General features: G+C 39.4%; 14 protein-coding genes. 12 read left to right on the top strand and 2 right to left on the bottom strand.

The features are described 5' to 3' along the window. Window positions 1–418: 418 nt before the first annotated feature. The 10 genes from N7Z68_RS15500 (at window position 419) to N7Z68_RS15545 (ending at window position 14,981) form a co-directional block, all read left to right on the top strand. Complete coding sequence (locus tag N7Z68_RS15500; protein WP_275119379.1) at window positions 419–1,762, top strand: GH1 family beta-glucosidase; 1,344 nt, start codon at window positions 419–421, stop codon at window positions 1,760–1,762. 369 nt (window positions 1,763–2,131) lie between these two features. Then, on the top strand, window positions 2,132–3,430 hold the full coding sequence (locus tag N7Z68_RS15505) for an ABC transporter substrate-binding protein (protein ID WP_275119380.1): 1,299 nt from the start codon (window positions 2,132–2,134) through the stop codon (window positions 3,428–3,430). Between the two features lie 466 nt (window positions 3,431–3,896). Next, window positions 3,897–4,814, top strand: a complete 918-nt coding sequence (locus tag N7Z68_RS15510; protein ID WP_275119381.1) for a carbohydrate ABC transporter permease — start codon at window positions 3,897–3,899, stop codon at window positions 4,812–4,814. Window positions 4,815–4,825: 11 nt separating this feature from the next. After that, entirely contained in the window at window positions 4,826–5,677 is an 852-nt protein-coding gene (locus N7Z68_RS15515) for a carbohydrate ABC transporter permease (protein ID WP_216830812.1), read from the top strand. A gap of 143 nt (window positions 5,678–5,820) precedes the next feature. Further along, complete coding sequence (locus N7Z68_RS15520; protein ID WP_373323157.1) at window positions 5,821–6,426, top strand: YesL family protein; 606 nt, start codon at window positions 5,821–5,823, stop codon at window positions 6,424–6,426. A gap of 52 nt (window positions 6,427–6,478) precedes the next feature. After that, window positions 6,479–7,489: a LacI family DNA-binding transcriptional regulator gene (locus N7Z68_RS15525; RefSeq protein ID WP_275119383.1), complete on the top strand. Its 1,011-nt coding sequence runs from the start codon at window positions 6,479–6,481 to the stop codon at window positions 7,487–7,489. 119 nt (window positions 7,490–7,608) lie between these two features. Beyond that, window positions 7,609–10,857, top strand: a complete 3,249-nt coding sequence (locus N7Z68_RS15530; protein WP_275119384.1) for a hypothetical protein — start codon at window positions 7,609–7,611, stop codon at window positions 10,855–10,857. Window positions 10,858–11,211: 354 nt separating this feature from the next. Further along, window positions 11,212–12,033 (top strand): MBL fold metallo-hydrolase, encoded by an 822-nt coding sequence (locus tag N7Z68_RS15535; protein WP_373323158.1) that lies wholly within the window; start codon window positions 11,212–11,214, stop codon window positions 12,031–12,033. A 137-nt stretch (window positions 12,034–12,170) separates the two neighbouring features. After that, the gene (locus N7Z68_RS15540; RefSeq protein WP_275119385.1) at window positions 12,171–12,608 is read left to right on the top strand and encodes an ASCH domain-containing protein; all 438 of its coding nucleotides are present in this window, start codon (window positions 12,171–12,173) and stop codon (window positions 12,606–12,608) included. Between the two features lie 264 nt (window positions 12,609–12,872). Then, entirely contained in the window at window positions 12,873–14,981 is a 2,109-nt protein-coding gene (locus N7Z68_RS15545; RefSeq protein WP_275119386.1) for a methyl-accepting chemotaxis protein, read from the top strand. 341 nt (window positions 14,982–15,322) lie between these two features. Here N7Z68_RS15545 and N7Z68_RS15550 read toward each other — a convergent pair whose 3' ends face one another. Then, the gene (locus N7Z68_RS15550) at window positions 15,323–17,317 is read right to left on the bottom strand and encodes a S9 family peptidase (protein ID WP_275119387.1); all 1,995 of its coding nucleotides are present in this window, start codon (window positions 17,315–17,317) and stop codon (window positions 15,323–15,325) included. A gap of 152 nt (window positions 17,318–17,469) precedes the next feature. Then, complete coding sequence (locus tag N7Z68_RS15555; protein WP_275119388.1) at window positions 17,470–17,655, bottom strand: hypothetical protein; 186 nt, start codon at window positions 17,653–17,655, stop codon at window positions 17,470–17,472. Window positions 17,656–17,758: 103 nt separating this feature from the next. Here N7Z68_RS15555 and N7Z68_RS15560 point away from each other — a divergent pair, with 103 nt between their 5' ends. Together N7Z68_RS15560 and N7Z68_RS15565 are read left to right on the top strand one after the other, a co-directional pair. Continuing rightward, window positions 17,759–18,607, top strand: coding sequence for a M55 family metallopeptidase (locus tag N7Z68_RS15560; RefSeq protein WP_275119389.1), 849 nt, complete (start codon window positions 17,759–17,761; stop codon window positions 18,605–18,607). A 283-nt stretch (window positions 18,608–18,890) separates the two neighbouring features. Beyond that, window positions 18,891–19,118 carry a hypothetical protein gene (locus N7Z68_RS15565; protein ID WP_275119390.1) on the top strand — a complete coding sequence of 76 codons (228 nt, stop codon included), beginning with the start codon at window positions 18,891–18,893 and terminating at the stop codon, window positions 19,116–19,118. Window positions 19,119–19,141 lie beyond the last annotated feature (23 nt).

Genomic DNA, 19,141 nt, shown 5'->3' on the forward strand with positions numbered 1-19,141 from the left:
GTCATTTAAATACTTTAGAAATAAAAAAGCCCTAGCCATTACAGATAAGCTTCTAAAAATGCAGAATTTAATAGAGCTAACAGGACAATGGCATAATAATTGTACTTCTATTCCGTTCAATATTAGGTCACAAACTAAAGCGGTTTCGAAAATATTTTTTAAAAGTATTGCATTTAAATTTAGGGGCATTTATAATGAATTTACGAAAGCGGTTTCCTGAAATGAATGACAGTCATAGAGGTCTCATTTCAGGGTTATATTACAAAATTAATTCAAATTGTTAGCGTTTTCCAATTAATAATTGAATAAAAATTGATGTGTAGTATTAGAATGGATACACTTTTACGAAAGTGCTTTCATGTGACGTATATTATTTAATTATTGTATTTTTTTACTAGTTTACGAAAGGGGTTTCGATATGGCTATTATACAATTTCCGAAAGATATGAAGTGGGGTGTCGCTACAGCATCATATCAAATTGAGGGTGCTGTAAATGAAGGAGGAAGAGGGGTGTCCATTTGGGATACGTTCTCTAAAACGCCTGGGAAAGTCGTTAATGGTGACAATGGCGATGTGGCTTGCGACAGCTACCACAGATACAATGAAGACCTTGAAATTATGGAAGATTTAGGTGTTGATTTCTACCGTTTTTCAGTGGCTTGGCCAAGGATTTTTCCGAACGGTACTGGTGAATTGAACCAAGAAGGATTAGATTATTATCATCAATTAGTAGATAGTTTGTTAGAGAAGGGGATTGAACCCATGTGTACTCTCTATCACTGGGATCTTCCTCAAGCACTTCAAGATAAGGGTGGCTGGGCCAACCGCGAGACGATTGATGCTTACATTAACTATGCTGAAGTAATGTTTAATGAATTCAAAGGGAAAATTAAGCATTGGATTACTTTTAATGAGCCATGGTGTGTTTCGTTTTTATCTAACTTCGCAGGTATCCACGCTCCTGGAAATCAAGATCTTCAATTAGCCGTGGATGTGGCACATCACTTACATGTTGCTCATGGGAAGGCCGTCATTCGCTTCCGTGAACTTGGGGTAGAAGGGCAAATTGGTTACGCACCGAATGTGGAGTGGAACGAACCTTACAGTAATAAGCAAGAAGATATTGATGCTTGTAAACGTGCTAATGCTTACTTCATGGACTGGTTCTTTGATCCAGTATTTAAGGGATCATACCCACAGTTCATGGTAGATTGGTTTGAAAAGAAGGGTGTTACGTTAAACATCGAAGAAGGTGACATGGAAATCATCCACCAGCCAATTGATTTCCTTGGTATTAATTACTACTCAGGCAGTGTGGGCCGTTATAAGGAAAATGAAGGATTATTCGACCATGAGAAGGTTGACACTGGTTACCTGAAAACGGATATTGGATGGAATGTCTACCCCGAAGGTTTCTACAAGGTATTAACGCATATCGGAGAGACTTATGGTGATGTGCCGATCTATATTACAGAAAATGGATCTTGTTACAATGACGAACCAGAGCATGGACAAGTGAAAGATAATAAGCGTGTCGACTATTTAAAACAGCACTTAGTATCTTTACACAGAAGTATGGAGACAGGTGTAAATATTAAAGGATATTTAACTTGGTCGTTACTAGATAACTTCGAGTGGGCTGAAGGATACACTATGCGTTTTGGAATAGTTCACGTCAATTATCGAACTTTGGAACGTACGAAGAAAGACAGTTTCTATTGGTACAAGCAAACGATCTCAAATAATTTCTTCGAGGTATAATAAATTTTTTAACTGTCATAAAGGCAATTCAAGAGGCGCTCCCTACTTTGATAGTATTTCGATTACTAATTGAGACAGGGTGTTGCCTCAGAATTCCCGCGAAAACTAAAGCGCTTTAGTAAGTTCATGTTGGCTTTATGGTGTGAAATGGCATCTATGGTAAGCGCTTACTACGGAGGAAATAGAAGGAACCGAGATTATAATGCGAGTTACTACAAGACGGTAGCTAAGATCGAACCTTTTTATTAGAAAGCTTGCTCTATAGAAAAGAGATCTTTTGAGGAGGTGATGGAGCAGCGGATTACGATAGGGTTACTTGTTTCAGTAGTAAAAAACAAAATTTGAATTCATTCAAGGGGGAAAAGAAAAATGTCTAAATTTTTGAAACTAGCAGCATCGACAGTATTAGCTGTTTCATTCCTAGCGGCGTGTGGCGGAAACGACGATGCTCCAGAAGAGAACGTAGTTGACGACGCGGCGACAGAAACAATCGGTGATGGTGATGTCGAATTAGTATTCTGGGAGTTCGGTAACACTGGGTACGATAAATTAATTGAAGAATACGTTGCAGAGAATCCGCATGTATCTATCAACCTTCAAAACAGTGACATGAATGACTTACACGACAACTTATTTACTTCTATTTCTGCTGGATCTGGTGCGCCAGATATCACGATGATTGAGGAAGCACAAATTGAGAGATACCGTAATGCAGAGCATGCATTTACAAATCTATTTGACCATGGTGCAGAAGCTGTAAGAGATAATTATCTTGATTGGGTATTCCAAAACGGTGAAAATGCTGATGGCGACTTCCTATTTGGATTACCGACGGATATTGGACCAACAGTAATGTTCTATCGTACAGATGTATTTGAAGAAGCTGGTTTCGAATCTTCTCCAGAAGCAGTTTCTGAATTAGTTGCAACTTGGGATGATTTCGAGAAAGTCGCTGAGGAAATTAAAGACAAAACTGGCAAACTTATGACAGACGCTGGTGAGCTGATTTACAACGCACGTCGTGATCAAGCAACGCAGCAATATTTTAACACAGATGACGAGTTAATTATGACTGAGCACAACCAAATTAAAGATGGTTTTGAGTACGTTGCTAATTTACTTGATAAAGGTTTAGTTGGAGATATTCCTCTTTGGACTCCAGAATGGTTTTCTGGTATGGGTGAAGGAACTTACGCAACAATGTTAGCTCCAGCTTGGATGCAAGGTGTAATCAAAGACAACAGTCCAGAACCTGGAGTTTGGTCACTCACGACAATGCCTGAAGGAGCTGGAAACTGGGGTGGGTCGTACCTAGCTGTACCAGCTGAAAGTGAGAATGCGGAAGAAGCTTACAAGTTCATTGAGTGGTTAACATCACCTGATCAACAATTAAAAGCATTTTTAGATTACGGATTATTCCCATCAGCTCCTGCTGTGTATGATATGCCAGAATTCTTGGAGTATGAAGATGCATACTTCGGTGGAATTGCTACGGCTCAAATATTCTCAGAAGCTGCGCAACAAGTAGTACCAGTATACAAAGGACGTTTATACTATCCAGTAGATGATGAAATGAAAGAAGCACTTGATAACGTAGCTGCTGGTGCAGACGTAAGCCAAGAGTGGGACTCTGCCCTTCAAAGAATTGAAAGAATTATCGGACGCTAATAGCTTCATGAAAGAATAGTGGGTGTCCCATAAGTACTTTCTCAAACGATGGCAATGGCTTTCGTTGATCCTTTCCCACTATGAGAATACTACTCATAGTGGGGTTTTAAAAAGTATCAGCTTCTCTCATTGCTTACAAGTTGTCGTAAAAGGATCTCGAGACAACCACAATATTATAAAGTTCTTCTATAAAGCTGTTCTAACTAGTAACCTTGTTGGTTTCGAGGATGGCTTTACTGTAGAGATATTCTGGAAACTGATAAGAAGTATTGTATTCCGATCCAAGGACATTCTCGAAAACCAACAAGAAAGAAAAGTGTCATTGCCAATGGTTAGCTGCCCACTGAGGCGAGTAAAGTGCCTCAACGTCTATGGGCGGTCAAGCTAGACTGTTTTAAAAGTTAAAGAATTTATCTTTACATTCATAGTAAAAACATAAAAATATTTCTGTTAGGGGGTAACAACATTGGAGACGACTAAAAAGGCCAAATGGCTAACTGAGAAACGACGAACTGGTTTATCGGCATATTTATTTATCTCTCCATTCTTTATTTTGTTTGCCATTTTTGGATTGTTCCCAATGATATTCAGCTTTTATTTATCGTTCTTTCGCTGGGATGGTTTGAACCCGATGACATTCAACGGGTTCGATAACTTCAAATTTATTCTTAATGACCCAGTATTCTATTCGGCGATAAAAAATACGTTTATTATCGGTTTGCTAGGAACATTGCCACAAATCATAGTAGCGATCATCATCGCTTTTGCTTTAAATTCAACACTTATACGTTTTCGTAATACATTTCGAACGTTTATTTTCTTACCATATATCACATCAATTGTAGCTGTGGCCATTATCTTCGGGGTTGTATTTAATAATCAGCCATTTGGATTTGCCAACTATGTTCTGAGCTTTTTTGATATGGGTCCAATCCGTTGGAATGCAGAATACTGGCCGGTAAAAATAGCTATTGCCACAATGGTATTTTGGCGTTGGGTAGGATACAACACCATTATTTTCTTAGCTGGGATGCAAAGTATTCCTAGAGAACTTTACGAGGCAGCGAAGATGGATGGAGCAACTCTCTTTCAGCAGATACGTCTCATTACACTCCCGATGCTGAAGCCTATTACGATGTTTGTTGTATTCACAGCAACGATCGGAAGTTTGCAGTTATTCACAGAGCCATTAATTTTCTTAGGACGAGGTTTGCGTGAAGAAGGGATTACTATGGTAGCTTACCTATGGAGAGATGCATTTGTTTACAATTCATTTGGAACCGCATCTGCAGCAGCAATTGTCCTGTTTTTCATCATCATTACACTTACGGCAATTAACCTATTCATTACGAATCGAATTGGCCGTTCGAAAAAAGTTAGTTAGGGGGGACTATTATGGCAGTCAAAAAAGAAGTTGGAGAAGGGAAATTCTCAATTAAAAAAGCATCTATCTACTTATTTTTAACCGTTGGATCTTTAGTTTCCCTGTTTCCATTTTATTATATGTTCGTGATGGCGACTCGCTTAAATAGAGAGATTAACGCAGTTCCACCACCGTTTACACCTGGGAAACATTTGGTGGAGAATTTTCAAAAGGTAACGAACAATATCGATTTCTTCGGAGCAATGTGGAACTCCTTTTACGTTGCCACAACGATTACGATTGGAACACTATTCTTATGTTCACTCGCAGGTTATGCGTTCGCTAAGTTAGAGTTTAAAGGGAAAAATGTATTGTTCGTAATGATTTTAGTGACGATGATGGTGCCGCCGCAGTTAGGATTAATTCCACAGTACTACATCATCACGACTCTTGGATGGTTGAATGACTTTAAAGCACTTATCATTCCTGGACTTATTAATGCATTCGGTATCTTTTGGATGAGGCAGTACATTAAAGACGGTGTGCCTTATGAAATTATTGAGGCAGCGAAAATTGACGGATGCTCTAACTTCCGAATTTATTGGAATGTTGTAGTACCAATGATACTTCCTGCTTTTGCAACGCTGGGGATCATCGTGTTCATGCACGTGTGGAACGACTTCTTATGGCCACTTGTTGTGTTACGTGATCCGTCAGTGCACACGCTGCAAGTTGCATTACGTGCGTTGAATGACGCTCGTCAAATGGACTATGGTATGATTATGTCTGGAACGTTCTGGGCGACAGTACCTTTAATTATTGTATTCTTATTATTTAATCGATTATTTATTCAAAGCTTGTCAGAAGGTGCTGTGAAGAGTTAATAGGTTTATTGAGACAGTTGGGCAAGTTAGAATGCTAAAGCTATATTCAAAAGTATAAACTCTTGGTGTTTCTGTCACCTAAGGTACAGGAACACCAAATAAATTCTCTACACCATACATCGAGAAAAAACGGGGTGACGAAGTTGGGCAGAATCATTTATTTAATCGCAGATACGGTCTATCGCTTCATAGCGTTAAACATTTTATGGTTGTTGTTCTTTGTAATGGGACTAGGTGTGTTTGGATTTATGCCAGCGACGGTAGCCTTGTTTCGAGTGGTAAGAGAATGGATAAAAGGAGATCCGCATTTCCCTCTTTTCAGCAACTACTTAAAATTTTATAAAGGGGAATTTGTCAGGTCGAATCTTCTAGGTGCATTCTTTGCAATAGTGTTTTATATTATTTATGTGAACTTCTCATTTGTTACGTACTTCTACCAAGAGTCGATTCACTTCTATATCTATCTCGTTATATTCGGAATCGGAACCATCGCAGTGATGACTTTTTTAAACACTTTCTCCGTAATGGCCCATTTCCAATATAAAAAGACGAGCCAATACTTAAAAGCAGCTGCAGGACTTGTGTTTGCTCGTCCGATGACGGCATTGTTGCAGCTAGTTTGGCTGTTGGCTTACTTGTTGGTAGCTATTAATTTCCCAAAAATTTTCATTGCCATTGGTATTAGTGTCTTTGCCTATGTGCTGATGAGTATTAACTATTCGGTGTTCAAAAAATATAATGCAGTCTAAACGTAGATGTTGAGGAAGCTATGCAATAGCTAAGAGAAAGGGGGAACTAAGTATGGCCACGATTTATGATATCGCCAAAAAGACAGGCTATTCCATCAGTACTGTTTCCAAGGTTTTAAATAACTACTCCGATGTAGGAGAAAAAGCTAAGAAAATAATAAACGAAGCTGTAGAAGAATTAGGTTATTTTCCTAGCTCTAGTGCCAGGACGCTTTCAACCAAGAAATCTTGGACAATTGGGGTCGTTTTCGTAGAGGATTCAGGAATTGGAATGGAACACCCTTTCTTTAATGCTGTTATTGAGAGCTTTAAAAAATCTGCAGAGAAGGAAGGTTATGACCTTCTTTTCGCATCCAACAATATAGGAAATGAACCGAAATCCTATTTAGACCACTTCCGTTATCGAGGTGTTGATGGGGTTGTAGTCGTTTGTTCCAATATGAATTCACCAGAAGTGGAAAGGTTAATGGAATCGGATATTCCATCTGTTGTGATCGACCTCGACATGAGAGGTGCTAGTGCGGTATACAGTGATAACATCCATGGCAGTGAGTTAGCGGTCGATTACTTGTATTCCTTAGGCCACCAAAAAATAGCACATATATCCGGAAGTAAGAAATTGTATGTAGGAGAACAACGGTTGAAGGGCTTTCAGAGTGCCATGAGGAAGAATGGCCTTCTGATTCCAAAGGAATACATCGTGGATGGTGGAGTTTTCACTTACGATGGTGGAAAAGAAGCGATGGAAAAGCTCTTGAAGCTAGAGGATAAACCTACAGCCGTTTATGTGGCTGGAGACTTGATGGCCATTGGTGCCATTACGGCTATACAAGAAGCGGGGTTAAAGGTACCAGATGACATTTCCATCATCGGCTTTGACGATATTCAAATTGGAAGATACATGACCCCTGGGTTAACGACGATCAAACAGGATACAACCCTTATTGGGAAAACAGCTGCAAGCCTCCTTTTCGAACAAATTAATTTGAAGGAAAAGCAGTTTATGTCTATAAAAATACCAGTTAGATTGATTGAAAGAACATCTTGTAGACCAATAGAGTAGTTTATTGGTCTACAGATATATTTTTTTATTGATTACGAAAGCGCTTTAGTTGCTTATGATAAGTTGATGGAACACTTGGTATTTTCGTCTTCAGAAAACAATAGTGGGAAGGTGATACGATGTATAAATTAACGGAAAATCAAACGTTTGAAATTAGTAATTATCAACAACAAGCCCCTTTTTCTAGTTTTTTACCAGGCATTGCGGGGGTTAACGGGATCCCAATGTGGGTGTTTTATGTGAACCGTGGCCAAGGGATTGCTAGCTTTGGGATTCAAGATAAAAATCATGCCATGATGGAGTTTCTGCCAGCAGATAAATCCTATCAAAACGTGCAAGTACAAGGCTTCCGAACGTTTATTAAGGTGATAGAAGAGGACAAAGTTACCTTCTTAGAGCCCTTCTCCCCACAAAGTGGTGCGAGCGAATTGATTGAAGAAAAAATGACCATCTCTGAAAATGGCCTAGAATTAGAATATGTTCATCATGAAGTGAGTCTAATGGTCAAGGTAGAATACTTTATTTTACCTGAAGCAGCCGTTGCCGGACTCGTTCGACAGGTGACGTTTAAGAACCTTTCAAAAAATGAGCGAACAATTGAATTTCTCGATGGTTTACCCTCCCTTTTTCCGAGTGGTGTGCCGAACGCAGCTTATAAAGAATTAGGGAATACGATCAAAAGCTGGTTTGATGTAGAGAATTTAGAGCAAAATATCCCTTTTTATCGATTACGAGGAAGCATTGAGGATTCATCTGAGGTGAAGGAAATTCATCAAGGGAATTTTTATGTCAGCTTTTCCCGTGGCCCAAACGGTGAAAAAATCGTTCAACCGATCATTGACCGGGACATTATTTTTGGGACAGATACGTCTTTGCATGTACCACGTCAATTTTTAACAACATCGATTGAAAGTCTAAAAACCCAACCACAACAAACGACAAATAAAGTTTCTTGTGGTTTCTCTGGGGAACGGGTGACGTTGAAGCCTGAAGAAGTGTTTGAGTTTCATACGGTTATTGGCCATGGAAAAAGTCTTCAAACCGTACAATTATACGTAACGAAGGAACTTACCCTCAGCACGCTCATGGAGATGAAGGACAAGGCGAAGTCGATTACGAAACCGATTACGGAAAAAATAAAAACGCGTTCTGGACAGCCTTTGTTTGATGCTTACACTCAGCAAAGCTTCTTAGATAATGGCCTTCGTGGCGGTTTTCCTATGACATTTGAAAATGAGACTGCAAAGAAAGTGTATTACTTGTTTTCAAGGAAGCATGGGGACTTAGAACGGGATTATAATTTCTTCTCCATCAGTCCAACGTATTACTCTCAAGGGAATGGAAACTACCGCGATATTAACCAAAACCGCCGTTGCGATGTTTTCTTTGAACCGAAGGTCGAGGACTACAACGTGAATTTATTTATGAACTTAATTCAGCTCGATGGTTACAATCCTCTAGCTGTAAAAGGAGTGCGCTTCCGTTTAACAGGGGAACTGGATCTTTCTAAAGCCAGTCATGTTGGTCATCAAGAAAAGCTCAAGGCCTTCTTTGCTTCAAGCTATACGCCTGGGGAACTGAAGCACTTTGTGGAAGAGGAAGGAATTGAGCTTGTCGACAGCTTCGAAGCCTTTTTAACAAATGTACTGCTTGCGTCTGAGGAAGAGCAGAAAGCTGAATTCGGCGAGGGATACTGGATGGATCACTGGACATACAATTTAGATTTAATTGACAGTTATTTAGCGATTTATCCTGATAGGAAGAATGACTTTTATTTTAAACCTACCTACCGCTTCTTTGAAAGTCCAGTGCGTGTGAAGAGCCGAAAAGAAAAATACGTGGTGAACAATGGAAAGCTAAGGCAGTATCATGCCGTGGAAAAAATAGAAGAAAAGGCTGCGAAAGCGGCGGCAAATGACGGTGTTCTTTGGATCAGAGATAACTTTGGCAACGGCGACATCTACCAAACGAACTTATACTCTAAGTTATTTATCCTTGGGTTAGTGAAAGCGGCAACCCTAGCTCCATTTGGGTTAGGTGTTGAGATGGAAGGGGATAAACCTGGCTGGAACGATTCATTAAATGGTTTGCCTGGAATGTTTGGATCAAGCACCTCGGAATTGTTTGAGTTAAAACGTTTACTCCAGATACTACTTGAGGTTGAAAGTGGCGGAGAACTTGTACTGCCTATGGAAGTAGACGCATTTTTGAAAAACATCGTGGCTGAGATGCAGGACCTTGAAAGGGGAGACTTAGATCCAACCGAGCATTCCGACCATGACAAAGAAACGGATAGCAGGCCTGAAGCGGACCAGTTGGAGCTTAGCTATTGGGGTCGAGTAACGAAACACAGGGAAAATTACCGTGACGCTATTTACGCAGGTATAGCCGGGGAGGAAGTCGTTTATTCCCTTGATAAGGCGAAACAGATTATAAACATTTTGAAAGTCAGAGTGGACAAAGCGGTTGAAAGAGTCGAAACCTATGGCACTCCGCTGATCCCAACTTATTTTTACTTTGAGCCAGAGGGAACGGTCGATGATGAGTTAAATACAGCAGATCTACAATGGGTTCCAAGACCTGTAACTCCGTTTTTAGAGGGAGTAGTCAAGCAGTTGAAGGTTACTGAGGACCAAGGTCTTGCAAAGGAACTTTACGAAAAAGTGAAGGCCTCTGATATTTATGATAAGAAACTTCACATGTATAAAACGTCCATGAGTATTGCAGAAGAACCGTTGGAGCTAGGTCGTGCGAAGTCATTCACGCCAGGTTGGCTGGAAAATGAGTCGATTTTCCTCCACATGGAATATAAATATTTGTTAGCTACGCTCAAGGCTGGGTTAACGGATGAATTCTTCGAAGATATGAAAAAAGCGATGATCCCATTTCTCGATCCAAAAGTATACGGCAGAAGTACTTTGGAGAACTCATCGTTCATCGCTAGCAGTGCTAATCCTAATGCTGAATTACATGGGCGAGGGTTTGTCTCCCGCTTAAGTGGTTCCACTATTGAGTTTATGAACATGTGGTTTGTCATGATGGCAGGGGAAAAACCATTTCTTTTCAATGAAGGGATTGGACAGGACGGGATGCTCGTTTGTCAACTTAATCCGACACTTCCGAGCTGGATGTTTGATGAAAACGGCGAGGTCTCATTTAAGTTCCTTGGAAAGACCGAGGTTACTTATGTCAATAAGAAGAAGAGAAATACTTACGGAACCGATGGCGTTGTGCCGGTTTCGGTAGAGTTGAGTTTTAAAGATGACGCCAGCACTTCGCAGCGAGTGGGAGCCGATGAGCTAGTGGGTGATCTTGCCGTAGCGATCCGAAATGGAGAAGTTACAAAGATGGTAGTAGAGCTAGGGTAATAAGTCAATACTACTATTCAGATCCATCAATTCTAGTTCAGGTATTGTAAAAAAAGAGTTGATATCTGATCGTATATCTGGAGGCTGTTGAGGAAGTATTCTCAACAGCCTGTTGTTTTGAGTGGAAGGTGGTAATGTCTCTTGCTCTGCAGATTTTCTTTCTAGCAAAATTGTTCTAACTTCAGCGCTTTCCATTTGGAAAAGCAAGTTCAGGGGAGCTTGGGAGATCAGACTGTAAAGTGATCGCGCTTAAATCAACAAAGGAGAGAGAACTCTTCTTGAATAAAATGACTGAATAATCATTCATTTCGTGTTACTATGATAAAAAGAAGTAAAGGCGAGGGGGAAGAGGCTGTGTTATTTAAAAAAAGCTTTGCCCAAGAGACAGTGAATGGAGTGCAGATGGGCAATGGTACAGTAGCTTTTAAGAGTGTAAAGCTAAATGTTCATTGCTTTTTCGTTGATGGTGTCTTAATTGATACAGGTGCTAAATCATTAGAAAAATTATTTGTCCCGTTTTTTAAACAAATGGATATTGAAAAAGTCGTAATGACACACTTCCATGAAGATCATACAGGGTGTGCAGCGTATTTACAAAAGGAGCATCAATTGCCTCTTTTTATGAAAAATACAATGATTGAATACTGCAAGAAAAAGGCCGATTATCCGCTCTATCGCCAATTGTTCTGGGGGAAACGCAGACCTTTCCATGCCAGCCCGATTGGTGATACCTTTCAATCTGCAAATGCAACATGGAGTGTAATTGAAACTCCGGGACATGCGATTGACCACCTTGCTTTTTTAAATCAGGAAACAGGACAGCTTTTTACTGGGGACCTTTATTGTCAGGAGAAGACAAAGGTTGTACTGCGGGAAGAGAGCATTCCTGTCATTATTGCATCGCTTGCAAGAGTTTTAACCTATGACTTTGATGATGTGTTCTGCAATCACGCAGGCCACTTAAGTAATGGACGAACGGCTTTAAGAAACAAACTAGATTATTTGTTGGACATCCAAGGAAATATATTAAAGCTGTATGACGAAGGGAAGACTCCAGAGGCAATTAATAATGAGTTGTTTCCTAGAAAATACCCAATAACGTTTTTTTCTGCAGGGGAATGGGATTCGATCCATATTATCCGCTCCATCATTAAACAGGAAACACTAGTATCATAAACTTTAGAATAGAAAAACGTACATTAAGTGAATAATTAAATAGAACCTTCCACCCCTAAACTAATTTTTGCTTTATATTATATTTTCAGCTGGGAAAAACTATAAAAAAGTTAGCTTTTCTGGTTGGAGGGCGAGACATGAAAGTATTATCCATGATACAGCCCTGGGCAAGCCTTTTTGTTCTTCGGGAAGCTCAGTATGAAACGAGGAGTTGGAAGACAAATTACCGTGGGCCTTTAGCGATACATACAAGTAAAAAAATCGATAAGGCTGTATGTAACCATCGTGCCGTACAGTCATTATTAGCCAAGCACGGGTATACCGTTCAGGATTTACCAACCGGGCAAATAATTGCTGTCTGCCAGCTTAAAGAGTGCCTTAAGGTAATGGAAAACCACCAAACATGGGCAGTGTTAGAAGATGGACGACAAGTATCTGGGAATGACTACTTCTTAGGAGGTTATCCTGAAGGGGGCTATGTTTGGGTCGTTGAGGAGATGTGTATGTTAGATCACTTTATTCCTGCTAAAGGAAAACTGGGGTTATGGGAGCATGAGGTCTATTTGAATGGTTAAAGATTGGCAAGGCGTCATTCGTAACGAATGACGTTTTTTCACGTATGCACCAACAAGTTATAAGCGTCTATAGAACTATAAAATAGATTAAGAATGAATGAACTCAAAGTGGAGCAGTGTGACTTTTTTCACATCTAACTTAGGTCTATTTAAGTATAATTTCTTTAATAAACTTACGGCACACTTTTATAAAATGATCCAATCAGTAATAGGTTCTCCTAGCAATGTGAGCGATCTTATAGTGGGCAGAGAAGGAGAAGAAATATGAGGAACTTTTTTGGATTAGGTATCCACCTAATGAATAAACTTTCGTACATAAAGAAATTTTCATTAATTTTACTATTATTTCTAGTGCCGCTACTTGTCGTATTATTCTTTTTGATAGATGATGCCAATGATAGAGTTAGCTTTGCTGAGAAGGAAAGAGAAGGAATTGAATATATTAGTGAATTGAGTCAATTTGTTCAACTTGTTCAGCAACACAGAGGTCTTTCTGTAACGTACTTGCAAGGCGGAACCCATGTTAAAGAAGATATAGTACAAAGACAAGAGAGTATCACAGCGATTATTCAAAACATTGATCAAATTAATGAACGCTTAGGTAAGGGGTTACTTGTCGAACAACAATGGGATGACATTATACAAGGCTGGAATCAAGTCAGTTCAAATGTATACTCTTATAGCGCTGAAGAAGCGATTAGTGTACATAGTAAATATATTAGAGAGCTAGTTGATTTTCAGATGTATATCGCAACGACTTCTAACTTAATTTTAGATACAGATATGGCTAATTCTTTTCTAGTTAGTTCATTATTAGAAGATCTCCCTAATATGGCAGAATATATGGGAATGTCCCGTGCGGTAGGGACAGCGATTGTAAATAACAAGGAAATGTCAGATCAAGAACGGCTAGACTTATTATTTAACATAAAGACAATGGAAAATTATCTAAACTCGACAAGTAGAAAGTTAGAATTTGCATTTACAGCAAGTCCAGAAGTTGAAACACAACTTGCAGCTGAATATAGAGAGGCACAATTGGCGGCAGAAAAGTCTATTCATCTGATTGAAGAACAGATCTTAAATGCATCGTCGATACGGGTTGATACAAGTACGTTCTTTTCTACAATCACTGAATCACTGGATAACGTATACGTATTGATGAACAAAGGAATGGTTGTCATCGACAATCGCTTAGACCAGCAAATTAGTGAATTGAAATTGAGGGTAGCGACGGTTATAGCGATTTCGATTTTTGTAACTTTATTAATCATCTATTTCTTTGTGTCCTTTTATTTTGGTGTTAGGAACACAATTACGCACATTAAAGAGAAAATGGAACAGTTTGCGAATGGAGACCTTACAGCTATAACGAACTTGGAAACCAAAGACGAATCAAGGCAAATTGGAGAGGCTTTTAATAAAATGGCTAGCGAGTTTCAGGAGATTATCCTTAGTAATAAAGAGATATCGGAACAAATAGCGGCCTCATCTGAAGAACTTACAGCAAGTATAGATCAAACGACAGAAGCAGTAAAACAAGTAGCAACCGTCATAGAAGAGGTCGCAAATGGAGCAGAAACACAAGTAAGTAGCGCAACTGAAAGTGCATTAGCATCTGAGGAAATGGCTGAAGGAATACAAAAGATTGCTGAGGCATCTGGAACAGTATCCGATCTCTCAACGAAAACAACAGAAAAAGCGAAGGCTGGAAGTATAGCTGTTAATGAATCAGTAAATCAATTTAATATCATCAAAGATTTCGTTGGGAATGTGTCGCAAGTGATTAATGATCTGAGTAACCATTCGAAAGAAATTGGCAATATAACGAATTTAATCAATGGCGTAGCAGAGCAAACCAATCTACTAGCACTTAATGCAGCAATTGAAGCAGCAAGAGCTGGGGAACATGGAAAAGGATTTGCTGTAGTTGCTAATGAGGTACGTAAATTAGCCGAAGAAACGAAAAATTCTACTTCTCAAATCTCTAAAATCATTCTTCAAGTTCAAGACTTAACCTCTCACGCTGTAGAAGTAATGGAAGAAGGGACCTCGCAAGTCGAGGCGGGGACACGAGTGATTGAAAGCTTAGGGTTAGATTTTAGTGAAATTATGTCATCTATTGATGAAGTCAGTAACCAAATTCATGACGTATCCGCTGTTTCGCAACAACTATCAGCGAATTCAGAGGAAGTTGCAGCAACTATGAGCGAATTATCAAAAATTGCCCAAGAGAGCTCTATGAATACACAAAATGTGGCTGCCTCAACGGAAGAGCAGCTAGCGACAATGGAAGAAATCAATGCTTCAGCAACTGAACTAAGCCAAGTGGCGCAACAACTAAATGATATGATTAATCGATTTAGATTATAAAATATGGACTGTTTAGGGCTCGCGGGTTTCCGTAAGTAGTTCGATTTTCGTGGAGAAACTAGTAAAAAGTATAAAGAAATAGCATATCAATCATTGATATGCTATTTTTTCGTTTGAGTCCTTCAAAGAGTTGGATGAAGGACATTACAGGATAGAAATATGCTATTAACCAGTCAGAAGACTGCATTTAATGGTTAACTGGTCTTAATTAATACCGAAAATAAACTAAAAGAGGTGGCATCAAGTTGCCGCCTCTTTAGGTTTGGAAAAATAAGCTTCGACTGAAGGATAGGCCAATTGGTGTGACCGTTTCAGTCGAAACCTTTACTAGTAATTTATCCTTAATTCCTACGATCTTCAAACCAACCAATAATATGCTGTAAACGCTCTAAGCGGTGCTTCGGTTTACCAGAGCGTGAAAGGTTATGGTCTTCATCTGGGAAGCGGACTAGCATCGTTTCCACACCTAGACGTTTAAGCGCCACATACCATTGTTCTGCTTGCTCCATTGGACAACGTAAGTCTTGTTCACTGTGCAGGATGAGTGTCGGTGTTTTGACGTTACGAGCGTAATGTAGAGGTGACAGCTTGATTAGTTTGTCTACATCCTCCCATAAGTCGGCATGCCCATGCTGCCATTCAGTAAAAAAGAAGCCAATATCACTTGTGCCATAAAAGCTGTGCCAGTTACTAATACAACGCTGGGTAACGGCTGCTTTAAAGCGGTCTGTACGCGTAACGATAACGTTTGTCATATATCCGCCGTAGCTTCCACCAGTCACGAATAAATGGTCGTGGTCGATGTAGTTAAAGTTTTCTAAAGCATAATCTACACCCGCCATAATATCTTCATAATCCATTCCACCGTAATCACCAATAACAGCATTTACAAAATCATGCCCATATCCATGACTTCCTCTTGGGTTAGTGTATAGGACGATATAACCTTTTGAGGCCATTAATTGCATTTCGTGGTGCAACCCATTACCATAAGCTGTTGCTGGACCACCGTGAATTTGAAGGATCATCGGATACGTTTTTCCTTCCTCAAATCCATAAGGCTTCATTACCCATCCTTCAATATCCCAACCATCCGTGCTCTTGTAGTGGAAGTTTTCAGGAGTGCTTAAATGTACCTCGTTATAAAGCTCTTGGTTCCAATCGGTTAGCTGATTAATGTTATTCACATCATTTAGATCCTGTGTTACTAAATCTCCTGTCGAATGAGGTGTAGCTAGAACCAGTACTGCTTGATCATCACTAACAATATCGTAAGAAGAAACAGAAGCGACAGCTGGAGATAGGGCCACAGACACTTCCCCTTTTAGATTTACTTTAAATAGTTGGCAATCTCCTCCAACAGTAGCACCAAAGAAAATATGGTTGCTAGTAGAGTTCCAAATTAATCGAAGCTCCGCTGTGTCATACTTCGCATCCACACCTACCAGGTTGCCAACGGTATAATCAAAGTTTTCTGTTAAATTTGTTAAAGTACCTGTTTCTAAAGAAAGTAAGAGGACATTCGCGTTACCTTGACTTCTTTCACCACGAGTATGACCAGCAACGGCTAACCATTTGCCATCTGGTGAGAAGGAAGGTGCCATAATATATCCATTTCCTTGATAAAACAGGGTCTCTTCTTTAGCAGCCATATCATATTTCCAAATCGCAGGAAGGTAACCCCACTCTTTATCTTCTGCTTTCGTTCCAATATAGAATAAACTTTTCCCGTCTGGGGAGAAACGAGGCTGTGAAAAGTCATGATCACCTTCAGTAACTTTAGTAAAAGATTTTGTCTCTATGTCAAATAAATAAACATGCTTGCGGTCATCGTTATAAATACCAACTCCATCACCTTTATAACGAAGTCTAGTAATTACTTTAACATCACTTTTTTCTTCAGTTTTTTCTTCCTTATCAGAGGTAAGCTTCAATTCACCGGAAATCGTTAGGGCAAGCTGGCTTCCATCAGGAGACCAAGTGAAGTCTCCAACTCCTTGCTTCACATCGGTTACTTGAACAGCCTCACCACCATCAATATGTAAGAGCCAAACTTGATTTTTTCCTGAACGGTTGGAGCGGAAGGCAAGCTGGCTTCCATCTGGAGACCACGCAGGAGCCGTATCTTTTATTAATTTATCTGTTGAATAATGAGAGGTAAACTGTCTCCCGTTTCCATTTAGGTCAGTTACATAGATAAAAGAATAATAGCCATCTTTCTCTTTATCGACGTGAGTTAAAACATAGGCTGCTTTGTCTTTGTTTGGGGACAGTTGAGGGTCTCCTACAAACTTAAACTTACATAAGTCATCTGCTGTTATTGGACGTTTTGTCATTATAAATTCCTCCATATCTTTCAATCTATTCTTCTATCATAACATTTCGGCATTCGAAATAAAATAAAATTATTTTTGTATAATCAAAATACTTTTATATTGTTAGAAAAAGACATAGACGATTTTACTGAATTAAGGCTGATATCATTCTATCAATCAAAATGCCCTTCTAGCTTTGTCTTAAACCAATCTTTCTTTTCCTCATATTGTTTTCTGCGGTGGCCGTTCGCTCCAGATGGATGGGGGAAATCGTATAAAATGGTTTGGTTGTGAATTTTACCTTCTGCCACCAACAAACGAAGGACTTCCGAAACAGCTTTCCCTGCTGGGATGATCACAGCATCTTTTACTTCAGTTAACTCAGGTCTTCAAACATTTTGTAGGTATACTAAATTTAGTTTAAACTAGAAATAATCAGAAAAAGAAAGAGGGAGAAAAAGGATGAAGTTTTTTATTTCAGCAGATATTGAAGGGGTCACAGGAGTTGCTACGGGCGTCCAGCTAAAAAAGGAAAGTGAATATCAGCGTTTCAGAAAGCTTATGACTCAAGATGTTAACGCTGCAATTGAAGGGGCTTTTAATGGCGGTGCTACAGAAGTTGTTGTTGCTGACGGTCATGGAAATATGTCCAATATTTTTATAGAGGACCTTGATGAGCGTGCAAGTCTTATTTCTGGTAATAACCGTGTGATGTGCCAGCTAGAAGGTCTAGACGATACATATGATGGAATTTTGTTTGTTGGCCACCATGGGCGTGAGGGTGGATCTGAACGTACAGTCATCAATCATTCTTTAGCCGGTATTTGTGTAAACGAATTCCGTATAAATGGCAAAGTTGTTGGTGAAACGGAGCTGAATGCAGCGGTAGCAGGTGATTTTAATGTACCGGCCCTTTTAATCACTGGGGATGATGCTTATGTGGAAGAAGTGAAGGAGACATTACCTCACGTTGAAGCAGCTGTTGTCAAACGAGGAATTGATCGCTTGGCAGCTGAACTGCTTCCGCCTAAAAAAGCCCAGCAATTAATTAAAGAAAAAGCACAATTAGCGGTTGAAAAAGCTAAAAGTGTCGAGCCTTATAGAGTGGAGGGACCTATCACTTTTGAAATTGACTTTAAAGGGACAAACCAAGCTTTGATGACGACAACCATTCCTTCAGTGGAACTTATCGGCCCAAAGACGATCCGCTTTACTGCCCCGGATATGGTGACCGCTTATAAGCACATGTGGGGATGCGTCATTATCGGAATGGCAGCAACTCAAGGTGTTTTAGGACAAGCGAACGCCTAGACTAAGATAGGGTTTGAGAAAAGTAACAGCACACAGATAAAGTTAAAGCAAAAGGCCAAATTAGTAAGGCCTTTTGCTTTTTCAAGCTAAAATCGAATTTTTTATATAATGAAGTGTCCGTAAAAAGCCTAAAAACAGGCATTTTATTAGCCTGACTTCTTTTATGCGTCTAACAACAGATAGAAACATGAAAGCGTTTTAAAAAGAGACAAAGTTTGTTCACTGTTTCACAAACTTTTACGTGCTAATATAAAGGTATGAAAGACATAAGGAGTTGATCAAATTGATTTTATGCCAATGGAAAGACTTTACTACCGACACTGAAACTTACTCACTAGAGATGTTTGAAGATCTTGTTGGCGATGAGTTTGAGGCGATGATGTTTGAAGAGGGTAAGGAAATACCGACTTATATTTGGACCGTAAATTACGTTTGTATCATTAATGAAAACTCCAAGCTCTACAATGATATTTCGATTACAAAAATTCAACGAAATCCAGTTTGTGAGTAATGATTTAATGTAACGATAAAACA

It is taken from the genome of Alkalihalobacterium chitinilyticum (genome assembly GCF_029028005.1).
Classification (GTDB): Bacteria; Bacillota; Bacilli; order Bacillales; family Bacillaceae_F; genus Alkalihalobacterium; species Alkalihalobacterium chitinilyticum.

Bases quoted from the DNA above. Each gene is read 5' to 3' on its own strand.
- N7Z68_RS15530 (WP_275119384.1), top strand. From the start codon at position 7,609: ATGTATAAATTAACGGAAAATCAAACGTTTGAAATTAGTAATTATCAA.
- N7Z68_RS15560 (WP_275119389.1), top strand. From the start codon at position 17,759: ATGAAGTTTTTTATTTCAGCAGATATTGAAGGGGTCACAGGAGTTGCT.
- N7Z68_RS15525 (WP_275119383.1), top strand. From the start codon at position 6,479: ATGGCCACGATTTATGATATCGCCAAAAAGACAGGCTATTCCATCAGT.
- N7Z68_RS15550 (WP_275119387.1), bottom strand. From the start codon at position 17,317: ATGACAAAACGTCCAATAACAGCAGATGACTTATGTAAGTTTAAGTTT.
- N7Z68_RS15545 (WP_275119386.1), top strand. From the start codon at position 12,873: ATGAGGAACTTTTTTGGATTAGGTATCCACCTAATGAATAAACTTTCG.
- N7Z68_RS15515 (WP_216830812.1), top strand. From the start codon at position 4,826: ATGGCAGTCAAAAAAGAAGTTGGAGAAGGGAAATTCTCAATTAAAAAA.
- N7Z68_RS15500 (WP_275119379.1), top strand. From the start codon at position 419: ATGGCTATTATACAATTTCCGAAAGATATGAAGTGGGGTGTCGCTACA.
- N7Z68_RS15505 (WP_275119380.1), top strand. From the start codon at position 2,132: ATGTCTAAATTTTTGAAACTAGCAGCATCGACAGTATTAGCTGTTTCA.
- N7Z68_RS15540 (WP_275119385.1), top strand. From the start codon at position 12,171: ATGAAAGTATTATCCATGATACAGCCCTGGGCAAGCCTTTTTGTTCTT.